We start from the raw sequence: 14,557 nt of genomic DNA, 5'->3' as shown, positions 1-14,557 counted from the left end.
AGAGAGACCGTCGGTTGTGCTGGTCGAAACCGAGTTTCTGGAGCAAGCCGACCATGCCGAATAATCACGACAAGCTAATCGGCGCGCCGCAACTTCAAGAGCCAAGAAAAGCTGGAGACATTGAACCGTTTCCAAGCGGAAAAATCACGTATCTGGCACCGCTCCCCTTACCGACACCAATGCCACCCTATGGCCCGCATATAGGCGAGTTAAATGATGTGTACATGGACTTCGGGTTGGGTTCGCCGCAAGTGTTTATGTGGCAAATGACTTTGGGCGGACCATTCAACATCGCTTGCTCTGTCGCCTTTCTCTTTCCCTTGTTAGGTGGCTTTCTTGGGTTAATGTTTGGAGATGGTTTGGAAACCAGTTGGATCTACGTAGAAGAGATCTTCGAAGAAACTCTAGGACTCGCACTGGAAACCGGTTTTTTTATTCTTCTAATCAGTCTAGGAGTCTGGCACCACAACCACAAAAAACGCTCAACCCTCATCCCCACCCGCTTCAACCGTCAACGCCGTGAAGTCTGCTTCATGCCCTCAGGCGCCACCGAGCCACTCTTCGTCCCTTGGGAATCACTCTCCGCCTGGATCATTGAAGCCCAGGGCGCCACCCAGTACGGCATCCATCGCCAGTACGGCATGGGCATTGGTTACCAGCACGGCGAAACCCTCACCAGCCTCGAATTCCAGTGCGCCGGACTGCCGCTGGCCATCAGCCACTGGGAAGCCATTCGCGGCTACATGGAGTTCGAAGTCAACGACCTTAAATCCATTCAGGACCTGCAAGACCTGCAAGGCCCCGACGACCCGCCCCACGAAGGCCTGCACACTTTCCGCAACGCCCGCGCACGCATGCACCAGCAGATCCGCGACGGTTCGCGCAGCCGAACATCGGGTTTCTTCTGGTACCTGTACCACGTCATGACCTTGTGGACGATTCCCAACCGCCTCGTCGAATGGGAAGTGCGCCGCCTCGAAGAAATCGGCAAACAAGCCCTGCCTGACGCCATGCGCGAATGGTCGGAGCCGCTGCCGCAAGAGCAATGGGCCAAGCCGAGTGAAGAGTTACTGCGCCTGAGTGAACAGGTACGGCAGCTGCAAAAGCGCCAGCCGCGACGGCCTATCACCGAGATTTTTGCCGAGGTACAAGGCTCGCCCTCCAACGGAAAACGTCGCGCATGAGTGGTTTTCCAGAGGTGCTCAGTGGGGTCGCTGTCCACAAGAAAGAACAAAAGAGACCGTCGGTTGTGCTGGTCGAAACCGAGTTTTTGGAGAAGGCCGACCATGGCGAATAATCACGACAAGCCAGTCGGCGTGCCGCAGCTTCAACAGTCCAAAAAAGCTGGTGATATTGAGCCGTTTCCCAGCGGAAAAATGACCTATCTGGCACCGCTACCCTTACCGACACCCGTGCCCCCTTATGGCCCGCATATCGGCGAGTTGAATGACGTTCATATGGATTTTGGAGTGGGATCGCCGCAAGTCTTTTCATGGCAACTCATACTGGGCGTGACATTCAGCGTGTCTTCCTCATTGGTATTTTTGTTCCCACTAATCACCGGACTTCTGGGAGTTATTTTTGGGTACGAACAGGAAGCCATATGGGACTCAGTGGTTGTAATGTTTGAAGTAGGTTTTGAACACGTTATTTTCATAGGACCGCTCATCTTGCTCATCGGCCTGGGCGTCTGGCACCACAACCACAAAAAACGCTCAACCCTCATCCCCACCCGCTTCAACCGCCAACGCCGTGAAGTCTGCTTCATGCCCTCAGGCGCGACCGAGCCCGTCTTCGTCCCCTGGGAATCCCTCTCCGCCTGGGTCATCGAAGCCCAGGGCGCCACCCAGTACGGCATCCATCGCCAGTACGGCATGGGCATCGGTTACCACCACGGCGAAACCCTCACCAGCCTCGAATTCCAGTGCGCCGGACTGCCGCTGGCCATCAGCCATTGGGAAGCCATTCGCGGTTACATGGAGTTCGAAGTCAACGACCTTAAATCCATCCAGGACCTGCAAGACCTGCAAGGCCCCGACGACCCGCCCCACGAAGGCCTGCACACCTTCCGCAACGCCCGCGCACGCATGCACCAGCAGATCCGCGACGGTTCACGCAGTCGAACATCGGGTTTCTTCTGGTACCTGTACCACGTCATGACCTTGTGGACGATCCCCAACCGCCTCGTGGAGTGGGAAGTGCGCCGCCTCGAAGAAATCGGCAAACAAGCCCTGCCCGACGCCATGCGCGAATGGTCGGAGCCGCTGCCGCAAGAGCAATGGGCCAAGCCGAGTGAAGAGTTACTGCGCCTGAGTGAACAGGTCCGACAGCTGCAAAAGCGCCAGCCGCGACGGCCTATCACCGAGATTTTTGCCGAGGTGCAACGCGGACTGTGAATAGAGGGAGGAAGCCTTTGTGGCGAGGGGTTTCGGTGGGTCAGGTGACAGCGGGTTTTCGCTGCCGCCCTTTAATCCGAAGCAAAAAAAGTCGCAGCCTCTGGCAGCACCTGGGAGAAAACACCGTTTTCTACGGAAGCTGCCGAAGGCTGCGATCTCTTGATCTTTAAATCACGCCGTCAGCGAGTAGATGAGCGCTGTAATCGCCACCAGCCCCACCGCCACCACGAATACGTTGGACGCCTGGCCGCGATAGCGCGCCATGGCCGGTACCTTGCGGATTGCGTACATCGGCATCAGGAACAGGATTGCCGCGATGACCGGGCCACCGAGGGTTTCGATCATGCCGAGGATGCTCGGGTTGAGGGTGGCGACGATCCAGCACACCACCAGCATGAACGCCGCGACGATGCGGTCCAGTGCCTTGGCGCCCGGGCGTTTGCCGCTCTTCACGATCAGGCCTTTCAAGCCTTCGCTGGCGCCGATGTAGTGGCCCAGGAACGACTTGGAAATGGCCACGAAGGCAATCAACGGCGCCGCGAAGGCGATGGTCGGGTTGCTGAAGTGGTTGGCCAGGTACGACAGGATCGACAGGTTCTGCGCCTTCGCCTCGGCCAGTTGTGCCGGGGACAGGGTCAGCACGCAGCTGAAGACGAAGAACAGCACCATCACCACCATCAAGGCGTGGGCACGGGACAGGATCTGCGAGCTGCGCTCTTCGGCGTGGTCGCCGTAACGACGCTTCTGATCGACCGCGAACGCCGAGATGATCGGCGAGTGGTTGAACGAAAATACCATCACCGGAATCGCCAGCCACAGGGTGTGCAGCAGCGCCGAGGGCTCAGGCAAGGTGCTGGCCGTGGCCAGGATGCCGCCGTTCCAGTGAGGAATCAGGAACACCGCCAGAAACAGCAAGGCGACAATGAACGGATACACCATCAGGCTCATGGCCTTGACGATCACCTGCTCGCCACAGCGCACCACGGCCAGCAGGCCGAGGATCAGCACCAGCGACAGCAGCGCGCGTGGCGGCGGCATGATGTGCAGTTGATGTTCCAGGAAACTGCCCACGGTGTTGGTCAGGGCCACGCTATAGATCAACAGGATCGGGAAGATTGCGAAAAAATACAGCAGGGTGATCAGCGCGCCGGCCCGGATGCCGAAATGCTCTTCGACCACTTCGGTGATGTCCGCGCCTTCACGGCCGGACAATACGAAGCGGGTCAGGCCGCGGTGCGCATAGAAGGTCATCGGGAATGCCAGCAGCGCCAGTACCAGTAACGGCCAGAAGCCGCCTACGCCCGCGTTGATCGGTAAAAACAGGGTGCCGGCGCCAATCGCCGTGCCAAACAGGCCAAGCATCCAGGTGGTGTCTTGGCGATTCCAGCTCGAAAGGGTCGCTGGTGTCGCGTCTAAATAGCGTTCGTTAACGCTATTGGCCTGATCATTCATCCGGTGGGATCTCCACATTCCGGTCACTTGCCACCCGGTCAGAACGCGTCGGAGTACCCGACAGGTAGCGCCCTGGCCGAAACAGGGGCGCGATTGTCCGGGATTAGTGAACAGAAGCAAAGACTTAGGTGAGGAACGGTGGTGCCAGGTGGCTGAGATTGCACAACATATCCCCCCGTGTGCGTAGTTTTTCAGTATTTTTTGAAATTTTTTCATTATTGATTGGATTTAGAGCACTTCTCGATACTTTGGGCCGGGCTGCAACTCCTCTGACAAAAGTAAATACTGGGGCCCGCATCGAAGCTATTTTTGCTGATCTGTCGTAAAGCAGCGAAACCATGCGTTTTTATACTGGCAGGGAATTGTCATCAACAGAAAAAACACGATCCCAATCCCGAGCGGCCAATGTCTTGCACACAGCTTCCACTCCTCCGAAGCAGCGACGTGAGACCACTTGCATGTCCTTGTCCGTTACGTATTGAATTGACATTCCATTTTCATTGAGCAGGACTCCACCCGCACCTCTCAACAATGCATGACCTGCAACGACGTCATGTGCAGAAACTGGGTAGAGAGAGACACCACAAATTCCGTCACCTGCGGCCACTTTCGCAAGCCTGTAGGCAATCGAGGGCATCGCGACAAAGCCACTAGGTGAGCAGAGCTCCAGATTGATATCTGATTTGTTTACGGCAGCGGAACTGAGCATGACCCGGCTACCGCTCGACCAAGGCAGGTCCAGAAGTTTACAAACTAAGGGCTGCCCATTACGCAATAAAGCAGGCGATCCTTCAGCCCAAGCGATGCAATCCGAAATGCCTTCTTCCGTCACAGGAGCATAAACCACGCCTAGTACTGGGATGTGTTTGTAAAGAAGGCCGACTGAAATAGCTGAACCTTTCAGCCCTCTCAAAAAATCATTCGTGCCATCGTTGGGGTTAACAACCCAGCACCATGGGTGTCCTGTAAGGGTATGGCCAGTTTCCTCCCCCCAAAAGTCGCAGAAAAACAAACCAAGTAGCTGCTGACGTAAAAGTTTTTCAATTTCGACATCGACAACTGCCTTGTCACCGTGCCCTCTTGGCCCTTCTACCCGCTCCCATTCTGCTACAAGGAGCTGCCCAGCCTGACAAACTGCATCGATGACGAGTGAAAGCAGCGCCGGCAGATCTAGTTGTTTCAATGCGGGGCTGCCTGACGCCCCGGCGATCCTGCCTATGGGCTCGCTCGAGGAACCCAATTGCAAGGCGACATCAAGAAAACGATTCGAGGCTTTTTCGGATCTCGAGGTCATCAACCGCTGAGCCTCCGTTTCGAATTGAAACTTCATAGCCCATTTCGTTGTTTTCGCTTTGCGTCTACCTTTCATTGCCAATCACACCCGTGCGTGAAGAGAAACACATCGCGTCGATCAACCATCCGCCCTCCACCACCTGCGCAAAAGAGCCGGCAGTTGGCTGAGTTCAACGGAACGGGATCACACGGTTCCAACACAGGCGGACCTCTTGTTCATTGCGCCAGCACTCATAGGCTTTGAAATTAATGATAAGCACATCAGAAAACGGCCAGCAGCTGCTGGCGATAGTTTTTCGAGAAGCTTATTTGATAAGTCGAGACAGGGTCTAAGTCGACCTGCGAAGAAAATTTCTGCATTGTGGTGACATGTGGTGAGTTTCCTGGCTCTCCCGGGAGAGCTTGCGCGAAGAGATCCTCACCTTCTATTGAACAAGGCTCAAATTTAGGTGCGCTTACAGTGCAGACAACAGCCAAATCATCCGGCAAATCATCGGCGATGCGCTGGGAAAATCGCCTCAGAGTTGGCTCTGCCAAGACGAACAACCAAGCCTGATCGTCAATGTCGCCCATACGTCGAAGGACTCTTCCCAGAACCTGACGGTAATGCAGCTCAGTGCGAATTCGACTGAGGTAGCAGCAGACCTGCAGACGAGGAATGTCGGTCCCCTCGCTGATCATTCCTACAGCCACGATCCAACGGCAGTCACTATTTTTGAACCTGTTGATTACCTGCTGTGCATCTGGGGTTCTGGTGGTCACGACTTGGAAACTCTCGCCCCTGCTTTTTAGCGCCAAAGCAACTTGGTGAGCATGGTCGATATTCGTAGCAACAACCAAACCCGCGGCATTCGGTTTCAGCATTCGTACTTCATCGAGCTTCTTGCTTCCCAGATCAAGCAACTGGCTGAGTGCGTCCTCATGAAATAACAGGTCCTCGTATGAGACCGGAGATTCACGCAGTAGCTTAGCGATGCTAGGAAAAAATTTGACGGTGCTATCGTTTGCGAAATCTTCTTTTAGCCTCAGCATTTGGTTATCTAGCAGAACGATGCGAGGTGACCGGCAAACCCCGTCGAAAATGGCTTCTTTGAGACCGTAGCGATAGTCGCAAATCAATCGGCCTTCCGGGTTGGAGTAACGAGCAAGAGCAATGCCTCTGTCATCGGAGCGCCATGGCGTGCCCGATAGAGCCAAGGTAAAGGCAGCACGATCCTGCATTTTCAGTAAAATCTGTTGCCCCCAAGCGTTGCTTAAAACCGGATCATATCCGGAGCAGTGATGGATCTCGTCGAATACCGCAAACACACGGTAGTCATCGAAAAGCCTCCAGAAGGCTTCATCCTGATGCTCCATCGATTGATAAGTACTTGCGGCTCCCACGGCACCAATAAGTCCATCCAAGCGCCGCCCCAATACAGTGGCGAATGTCGAGCGAAAACCGTCGACGACTTGGCATGAGGGAGCAAAACAGAGCACGAGATCAATCTTGCCCTGCCCCAACAGTCGTCGAGCCAGCTCTGCGGCCATTCGTGTCTTCCCGGCCCCTGGAGTAGCTTGACAGAAGAAGTGCGGTGTTGTGGTGTAGTGCTCCAGCGCTATTTCAATGCATTGGCTCTGCCATTTTCTCGGCGATGCTTTCATCGTGCGGACATGACTGTCTTGAGCGTCTTTTCGACCGCTCGGAGATGACCTAAAAGACGAGAGCTTCGGTCTCGAGCTTCGAGATAATCACCTTCGACTTGGTCTTTCAGATGCGGCATTTCGTCGAGCAGTTGCTTATAGCGCTCCGTTTCTCCCATGGAGGAAAGGAAGTCGAGCCGAATCTCTTTGAGTATGGATTCCAAGTGTTCGACCACATCTGGCCCAGGCTGCTCTGAGTCGATGCTTTGTGCGGGTTGTTGCAGCGGTTTATTCACCGACCTAACACTGTTCTCGTACCCATTATCGATTAGCTCCACCTGCAGATTCGCTGGAATACCCTGCTAGTGATAGATCTGACCCCGCTTTTGTCGTTTTTCATCCTGAATAACCCATCCGGTACGCAGCATCCGTCTGATCTGCTCATAGACATATCTGCGCAGGTCGCTGCTGTTGAACGTAATACCCGTCAGGTGAGCGGCGTAAGCGTTACGTAAGTCGTTGGTCGTAAATTTGCGTAGGTGCCCCTGCTGAAACAGGTCGTAGAGACGCCCGTCGAAGATGAATGAATCGGGTTTCATGCAGGCACCTAGAAGGGAAATTCGCGGAACGATCAAAATGCGGATTATAGTCCGTGGCCGATTCATCCGCAAACGCAAGATAGTGCCGCCTCAGTGGAGACCGAGGCGGATATGCATCAGCTTGCAAAGGCGTTGGGCGAAAGAATACGGACACAACGGAAAGCCAAAGGCTTTTCCCAAGATGCGTTGGCGCACTCCTGCACTGTCGATCGTAGCTATATGGGCCGTATTGAGCGCGGCGAAGTGAATATCACCGTAGAGAAGCTATATCGCATAGCCAACGTCCTGGAATGCGAGCCTCAGTACCTCTTGCCTGAAACGCTTTCTCTCCACGAGTTGGATTCTGATCTGGCGGCAAGCGACTGAACCCAAATTAGCCGGTACTAATTGACCAGAATTGACAAATTACTGATTCAATTGCGCAGTGTCACTTAACTAGCGCCGGTATGATCCCTATCCAGATCGCGAATCGTGCCATGAGTTTTCACTACGATTGGAATTCTTTTCATTAAGAATGGAATCAGTCAGCCATCTAATGCGAACGTTATTGGCCTGGATGCGCGCCGTGTGTGAAGGGGTTGAAGTCGAGATGTCGGGCCAGCGCAAGAAGACTATCTGCGGTGCGGCATTGAACAGCCGCACTGCGAGGTGCACCTCCAGCTTAGCGACCCTCTTGGCTCCACCGTTGATGCTCAAGTTTAGGGGGCGTTTGCGCGGCAGTCCGTTACAACTCACCAGCGCTGACTACAACATTATCAATAAGCCGCGTCTTCCCTAGGCGCGCCGCGACGAGAATAACCAGATTGCCGGACGTTTCCGACGTAAGGCTTAAATCGTGCGCGTTCCTTATTTCCAGATATTCCAACTGGAACCCAGAGGAGGTTATGCGCTTACATTGCTCATCTAGCAGTTGTTCAACGTCCAGACTTCCGCGCTGTAAAGACAGGGCAACGTCCTTGAGGCACTGATAAAGGATCGGAGCAGCGGCGCGCTCTTGGTCATTGAGGTAGCCATTGCGGGACGACAGTGCCAAGCCATCAGGGGCCCGGACGGTCGGCGCACCGAAGATTTCGATCGGGATGTTCAGGTTTCTGACCATCGACCTTATGACGGCCAACTGCTGATAATCCTTCTCCCCAAATACAGCTATATCTGGCTGAACCACGTTGAACATCTTATTGACGATCGTCGCCATTCCATTGAAATGTCCCGGCCGAGCCGCACCACAAAGACCTTCTGATACTCTCGGAACGCTGACAATTGGTTGAGCTTCAAACCCTTCTGGATACATTTCAGCCACATCGGGTAAGAACAACAAATCGCAGCCAGCTTCCTTTAACTTGGCCTGGTCTGCGTCGGGCGTCCGAGGATACTTTTCCAAATCCTCTGAAGGTCCGAATTGAATAGGATTTACAAAGATAGTCGCCACCACGAAATCAGCGTGTTGTTTAGCTACATCTATCAATGCGATGTGGCCCTCATGCAAGTTACCCATCGTAGCGACGAGCGCGACTTTCTTGTTTTCGATCCGCGCGCGGCCCACAATTTTGCGAAGCGCGAGAACCGTTTCCACTATAACCATCAGCTACTCCCCTTTCGTATTTCGACCACGAGTTTGCCCACCGCCTTGCGCAGGCGAAGTGCTTCGAGCGCGTCGCCTGCGCGAGCCAATGCATATTGCTGTGAAATCAATGGGCGCAACTTGCCTTCGGCGTGCCAGGCAAACAGTTGCCGGTAGTTGGCTTGGTTTTCTTGCGGCTGGCGCTGGGTGAAAGCTCCCCAAAACACACCCAGGACTGCCGCACCTTTGAGCAGGGTAAGGTTGACCGGCAATTGTGGTATGCGCCCGCTGGCAAAACCGATCACCAACAAGCGGCCATTCCAGGCAATAGCTCGAATCGCCTGATCTAATAAATCGCCCCCCACCGGATCGAAGATCACATCGGCACCACGGCCTTCGGTCAGCGCATTGACCTGCTCCTTGAGACTGCCGTTGCCATAGCAAATCAGCTCGTGGGCACCTGCTGCCCGAGCCACTTCCAGCTTCTGCTTGCTGCTGGCGGCCGCAATGACGTGTGCCCCCATCACCCTGCCGATCTCAACGGCAGCGAGGCCCACCCCACCAGAAGCGCCCAGTACCAACAAGGTTTCTCCCTTTTGCAGCCTGGCACGCTGACACAAAGCATGCATCGACGTGCCATAGGTCACACCGAAAGCTGCTGCGCCAGCAAAATCCATGCGGGTCGGCATCAACGTGACCTGGCTTGCCCGTACCACTACCTGCTCGGCGAAACTGCCCCAGCCGGTCAATGCCATGACTTTGTCACCCGGCTGCAAATGACTGACCCCCGCCCCCACCGCAGCCACTATCCCGGCCGCCTCGCTTCCTGGCGCAAATGGAAATGCCGGCTTGATCTGGTACTTGCCTTCTATCAGCAAGGTATCGGGGAAGTTAACGCCGGCCATATGCACATCGATAAGGACTTCGTCGCTCCCGGGCACAGGGCTCGGGATATCTTCCAGAACCAGGCTATCGGCGGTACCGAATGCTTTGCACAGCAGCGCTTTCATAAGTATTCCGCGTCAGTAGTGGGTACCAGTCTGGCAATAACTGTCATACCATCAGTTATACTCACCTCCGACACTGGACGCAAACATGACCGAAGAAGTCATCTATCAGGACCTGCAGAACGGTATTGCGCTGATCACTCTCAATCGCCCGAATAAGCGCAATGCAATCAACGTCAGCGCTTCACGCACCCTCGCCCGCCTGGTCGAAAAAACTGAAGCCAACCCTGACATTCGGGTCGTGGTCTTGACAGGGACCGGGCCTCTGGCGTTTTGCGCAGGTGCCGACCTCGACGACATCGCTGCCGGTATCGGCGAACAGATCGCCGTCAACCAATCCGGCATGTGTGGCCTGATTCATGCCGAGCGACGCAAACCCTGGATTGCTGCCGTACGCGGCGCGGCGCTTGGCGGCGGCACTGAGCTGGCGCTGGCCTGTGACCTGATCATTGCGGGCAACAATGCCAGCTTCACTTTGCCCGAGGTCAAGCGTGGATTGATCGCTGGCGCAGGTGGTATCTATCGACTGATCCGACGCATTGCACCGGCCATCGCGATGGAGTTGCTACTGACCGGCAATCGACTTGAAGCCGAACGCGCAAAAACACTCGGCCTGATCAATCAGTCAGTCGACGATGAACGCGTGCTGGAGACTGCCCTTCAACTGGCTCGACAAATCGCAGCCAATGCACCACTGGCCGTTCAGGAGACTCTGATGGTAGCCCGCCAGGCTCTGGCGCTCGGAGAGTCGCAACTACGCCTTGACGTCGAAGCCGCGGGTTTGCGGTTACAAGCATCTGAAGACGTGCAGATCGGTGTGCGCGCATTTCATGAAAAACGTACGCCCGAATGGAAAGGCAGATAATCATCGCTGGCACAGCGGCACAGGGCTGCCACCACGTGATAACTGACCACATGATAGTTATCCAGAAACCCCCACCCCTCCGGATTACCCAGGAGAAAAAGCATTGGCGTCATTGGCAGTCCATGAAAACCGAGGTTATATTACTCAAAAGTAACGTATGAGGATCAGCCCACCTTTCACTCAAGGTGAAAAACTGAGCAACAGTCAATAACCCTTGTTCCGCCACGCCAAAAACATAACAAGAGGCTGATGGAAATGAAGAAATGGCAGTGCTTTTTCTGTGGCTTTACCTACGACGAAAACCTGGGCTTACCTGCGGAAGGCATCTTGCCCGGGACGTTGTGGGAAGACATCCCCGAGACATGGATCTGCCCGGAGTGCGGGGCAGCCAAGCAAGACTTCGCGATGATCGAAGCAAGCTGAAACGCCTCATGTCAGCCATAACCCCCACCGATTATCGACCCCTGCACCTGACCCCCGTTGGTGCGCCAGCCCCCCAAACAGCAAAAAATAAAACTACCCCTGGGACAGCAAAATGAATAAACGATACGACTACATCATTGTGGGGGCCGGCTCCGCAGGCTGCGTCTTGGCGAATCGCCTCTCGTCCCGGCACTCCGTGTCCGTGCTGCTGATTGAAAGCGGCCCGGATGACAGCAACGCATTGATTGCCATGCCCCGCGGCATAGGCAAATTGCTGACTCCGGGTAACCCGCATGTCTGGGATTACAAGGTTTCGCGAGGCCCCCAACAAGCTGAAGACATCTGGCTCAAAGGTCGCGCAATCGGTGGGTCCAGCTCGATCAATGGCATGGTCTATGTGCGTGGTGCACCCGAGGACTATGACGCGTGGGAAGCCGCCGGTTGCACCGGTTGGGGCTGGGACAATATGGGACGGCATTTCGTCGAGCTCGAGGACCATGCACTGGGGGCCGCACCAGAGCGAGGTATCGGAGGGCCGCTCAAGATTTCAGTCCAATCTTCAGGCGGCCCACTCTGCGAAGCCGTACTGACTGCGGGCGTGCAAGCGGGAACACCTCGAGTGGATGATATCAACCTGGCCAACACCGCTGGGCCTGGCGGGCTGGGTTACCAAACCCAGAACATCTGGCATGGCCAGCGCTACAGTGCCGCGAAAGCCTTTCTTGATCCAGTGCGCAACCGCCCGAACCTGGACGTCCTGACACTGACCGACGTCCTGTGGATCAACTTTGAAGACAAGCGTGCAACCAGCGTGACCGTGCGCGATAGCAGCGGCGAACGCGCAATAAGCGCGGGTAAGGAGATCATCGTCTGCGCCGGTGCCATTCAGTCACCCAAATTGCTGCAGCTCTCCGGCGTAGGGCCTGCCGCGCTGCTCGAGTCCCATGGCATTGCCGTGGTCAAGGATGCTCCCCAAGTGGGTCGTAACTTGCGCGAGCACTTCTTCCTTGCCATGCAGTACCGCGTGAAAAGCCACAGCCTGAATCATCGTTTTTTTGGCCTGGGCCTGCTGCGCTCCGTGTGGCAGTACTACACCGGCAGAAAGGGTCCGCTCACCCATAGCGCACATGAAATTGGCGGTTTCGTCAAAACCCGCCCCGAACTCGACCGTCCCGACGCACAAATCGGTGTCAGCCTGTACTCGCTGACTTACGGAGAAGATAAAGTCGTCCCCGAAAAGCAACCCGGGTTGACCTTAGGGGGCTATTTCATGCGCCCGCAAAGCCAGGGTGAGGTGTCGATTCGCTCTGCCAACCCCGATGTGCCGCCCTACATCTGCGCCAATTACCTGGAATCGGTAACCGATCGTGCGGCTGCCATTTCCATGTACCGCTGGATCCGCCAGCTTGCCTCACAACCGGCCTTGGCCCCCTTCATCGTCGGCGCGACCACACCGAGTGTCGATGCCCAAAGCGATGAAGAAATCCTGGAAGCCTTCAAACAGTGGGGAGGCACCGCCTTCCATGTGTCTGGCACTTGCCGCATGGGCAGTGATGCCGAATCGGTATTGGACCCCAGCCTGAAGGTTCGCGGGGTGTCGGGGCTCAGGGTGGTGGACACATCGATCATGCCGTCTTTGATCTCAGGCAATACCAACGCCCCTGCCATGGCTATCGCTTTGCGCGCCGCCGAAATCATCGCCGCGGAGCTTGCCAATCCGCAAATCGCGCCATCGGGGCACCTTACCGGGGTCGCAAACTAAATACAGCCGCCTTCCACTGCACAACAAATAGAAAGGATGACTGCAATGCCGACGCCCTTCACCGACATAAAAAAGTTTTACATCGACGGCCAATGGGTTTCCCCTTCCGAGGGGTACGAAACCATTTGCAATCCAGCGACCGAAGAAATCATTGGCCAGGCCCCGGTGGGTGGTAAACCCGAAGTCGACCTTGCCATTGCTGCTGCCCGCAATGCTTTCGATAACGGCCCCTGGCCAACCCTGCCGATGGCCGAGCGCATCGAGGCCATCAAACGTTTTCGTGCGGCCATAATCAGCCGTCAGGACCTGATCAAACAGTTATTGATCGAAGAAGTCGGCGCCGTGCACATGCTGATGAACAGTGCTCAGTTCAACGGCGCTATAGAAGCCATCGACTACGCGATCTCACTGGCGCAAAAGATCGAGCCGGAACCGATAGCCATAGAATCAAAACCTAACCCCTTCGACCCTTCGGCACCCGATCTGCTGGGGGCTGGCGTCACCCTGTTCGAGCCCTACGGTGTGGTGGTCGGTATCACCCCGTACAACTACCCATTTTTGCTCAACATCGTCAAAGCCGTACCGGCGTTGCTTACCGGCAACACGGTGGTGATCAAACCCTCGCAATTCACGCCCTTCTCTGGCTTGCTGCTGGCCGAAATCATCATCGAAGCGCAACTGCCCAGCGGCGTACTGAGTGTTGTTACCGGCGGCCCAGAAGTCGGGGTGATGCTGACCGAAGATCCGCGCATTGACCTCATCAGCTTTACCGGCTCCGATGCCGTCGGCTCGGCCATTTTGCGTCAGTCGGCCAGCACCTTGAAGAAGGTTCACCTGGAGCTGGGCGGTAAATCGGCAATGATCGTCAGACATGACGCCGATGTGGTCAAAGCCGCGAGCCTGGCAGCCTTCAGTATTTCGCTACACGCCGGCCAGGGTTGCGCCCTGCTCACCCGCTTTCTGGTGCACAACTCCATTCGACCGGCATTCGCCGAAACCATGAAAGCAGTTCTGGCCCAGTTGAAGATCGGTGATCCACAAGACCCCAGCGTGATCGTCGGTCCACTCATTCGCGAAAGTGCCCGCGCCAAGACCGAATACTATGTACAACTGGGGTTGGAGAGCGGTGCAACCCTGATCGCCGGTGGCAAGCGACCAGCCCATATTGATGAAGGCTTTTTCTACGAGCCGACCGTTTTTGACAACGTGGACAATGCATCTCGACTGGCGCAAGAGGAAGTCTTCGGGCCAATCGGCGTGATCATCGGTTTCGACACCGATGAACAGGCGATACACATAGCTAACGATTCAAAATTTGGTCTCAGTGGTGCCGTGATGTCAGCTGATCGTTCTGCTGCCTTTCGCATTGCGCAAAAACTAAGATCAGGCGGAGTTGCCATCAACGGTGGTACCGGAGACCTTTACGTCAAGGCCCCCTTTGGTGGCTACAAACACTCCGGTATCGGACGGGAATTCGGCCCGCACTGGCTCAAAGAGTATCTGCTGGAAAAGGCTATTACCTATCCGATCGGTTAATAGCCTGAATTCGCCTACCCCCGCACCACGCTTAGCGCGT

General features: G+C 55.6%; 12 protein-coding genes and 1 pseudogene. 7 read left to right on the top strand and 6 right to left on the bottom strand.

Translation table 11 applies throughout. The features are described from left to right. The first annotated feature begins 53 nt into the window (after positions 1-53). Positions 54-1,184, top strand: coding sequence for a hypothetical protein (locus BLV61_RS28765; RefSeq protein WP_090469171.1), 1,131 nt, complete (start codon positions 54-56; stop codon positions 1,182-1,184). Between the two features lie 486 nt (positions 1,185-1,670). Then, entirely contained in the window at positions 1,671-2,396 is a 726-nt protein-coding gene (locus tag BLV61_RS28760) for a hypothetical protein (RefSeq protein ID WP_244159941.1), read from the top strand. A gap of 171 nt (positions 2,397-2,567) precedes the next feature. Here the strand turns inward: BLV61_RS28760 and BLV61_RS28755 are convergent, their stop codons facing one another. The 4 genes and pseudogenes from BLV61_RS28755 to BLV61_RS28740 all read right to left on the bottom strand — a co-directional run bounded on the left by BLV61_RS28755 (position 2,568) and on the right by BLV61_RS28740 (position 7,363). Further along, the gene (locus BLV61_RS28755; protein ID WP_090469168.1) at positions 2,568-3,848 is read right to left on the bottom strand and encodes a serine/threonine transporter; all 1,281 of its coding nucleotides are present in this window, start codon (positions 3,846-3,848) and stop codon (positions 2,568-2,570) included. A gap of 346 nt (positions 3,849-4,194) precedes the next feature. After that, the gene (locus BLV61_RS28750) at positions 4,195-5,178 is read right to left on the bottom strand and encodes an inositol monophosphatase family protein (RefSeq protein ID WP_425272110.1); all 984 of its coding nucleotides are present in this window, start codon (positions 5,176-5,178) and stop codon (positions 4,195-4,197) included. 224 nt (positions 5,179-5,402) lie between these two features. Continuing rightward, positions 5,403-6,785 (bottom strand): DEAD/DEAH box helicase, encoded by a 1,383-nt coding sequence (locus tag BLV61_RS28745; RefSeq protein ID WP_090469158.1) that lies wholly within the window; start codon positions 6,783-6,785, stop codon positions 5,403-5,405. Then, positions 6,782-7,363: pseudogene (locus BLV61_RS28740) on the bottom strand (hypothetical protein). Before BLV61_RS28740 ends, BLV61_RS28745 begins: the two are co-directional and overlap by 4 nt. Positions 7,364-7,474: 111 nt before the next feature. Between BLV61_RS28740 and BLV61_RS28735 the strand changes: the two are divergent. Then, positions 7,475-7,729: a helix-turn-helix domain-containing protein gene (locus BLV61_RS28735; protein WP_090469155.1), complete on the top strand. Its 255-nt coding sequence runs from the start codon at positions 7,475-7,477 to the stop codon at positions 7,727-7,729. Between the two features lie 358 nt (positions 7,730-8,087). Here the strand turns inward: BLV61_RS28735 and panC are convergent, their stop codons facing one another. Next, positions 8,088-8,945, bottom strand: coding sequence for a pantoate--beta-alanine ligase (panC, locus tag BLV61_RS28730; RefSeq protein WP_090469152.1), 858 nt, complete (start codon positions 8,943-8,945; stop codon positions 8,088-8,090). Continuing rightward, the gene (locus tag BLV61_RS28725) at positions 8,945-9,934 is read right to left on the bottom strand and encodes an NADPH:quinone oxidoreductase family protein (protein ID WP_090469149.1); all 990 of its coding nucleotides are present in this window, start codon (positions 9,932-9,934) and stop codon (positions 8,945-8,947) included. The genes panC and BLV61_RS28725 overlap by 1 nt, the downstream gene beginning before the upstream one ends. Positions 9,935-10,019: 85 nt before the next feature. On the opposite strand from BLV61_RS28725, the gene BLV61_RS28720 reads away from it, so the two are divergent. The 4 genes from BLV61_RS28720 to BLV61_RS28705 all read left to right on the top strand — a co-directional run bounded on the left by BLV61_RS28720 (position 10,020) and on the right by BLV61_RS28705 (position 14,517). Then, entirely contained in the window at positions 10,020-10,796 is a 777-nt protein-coding gene (locus BLV61_RS28720; protein ID WP_090469146.1) for an enoyl-CoA hydratase-related protein, read from the top strand. Positions 10,797-11,045: 249 nt separating this feature from the next. Beyond that, the gene (locus BLV61_RS28715) at positions 11,046-11,219 is read left to right on the top strand and encodes a rubredoxin (protein ID WP_279627449.1); all 174 of its coding nucleotides are present in this window, start codon (positions 11,046-11,048) and stop codon (positions 11,217-11,219) included. A 112-nt stretch (positions 11,220-11,331) separates the two neighbouring features. Continuing rightward, positions 11,332-12,981: a GMC family oxidoreductase gene (locus BLV61_RS28710; RefSeq protein ID WP_090469143.1), complete on the top strand. Its 1,650-nt coding sequence runs from the start codon at positions 11,332-11,334 to the stop codon at positions 12,979-12,981. Between the two features lie 36 nt (positions 12,982-13,017). Next, complete coding sequence (locus BLV61_RS28705) at positions 13,018-14,517, top strand: aldehyde dehydrogenase family protein (RefSeq protein ID WP_341865093.1); 1,500 nt, start codon at positions 13,018-13,020, stop codon at positions 14,515-14,517. Positions 14,518-14,557: the final 40 nt, after the last annotated feature.

This window comes from Pseudomonas mohnii (assembly GCF_900105115.1).
GTDB classification, from domain to species: Bacteria; Pseudomonadota; Gammaproteobacteria; order Pseudomonadales; family Pseudomonadaceae; genus Aquipseudomonas; species Aquipseudomonas mohnii.
This window is presented reverse-complemented; position numbering and strand designations above follow the sequence as displayed.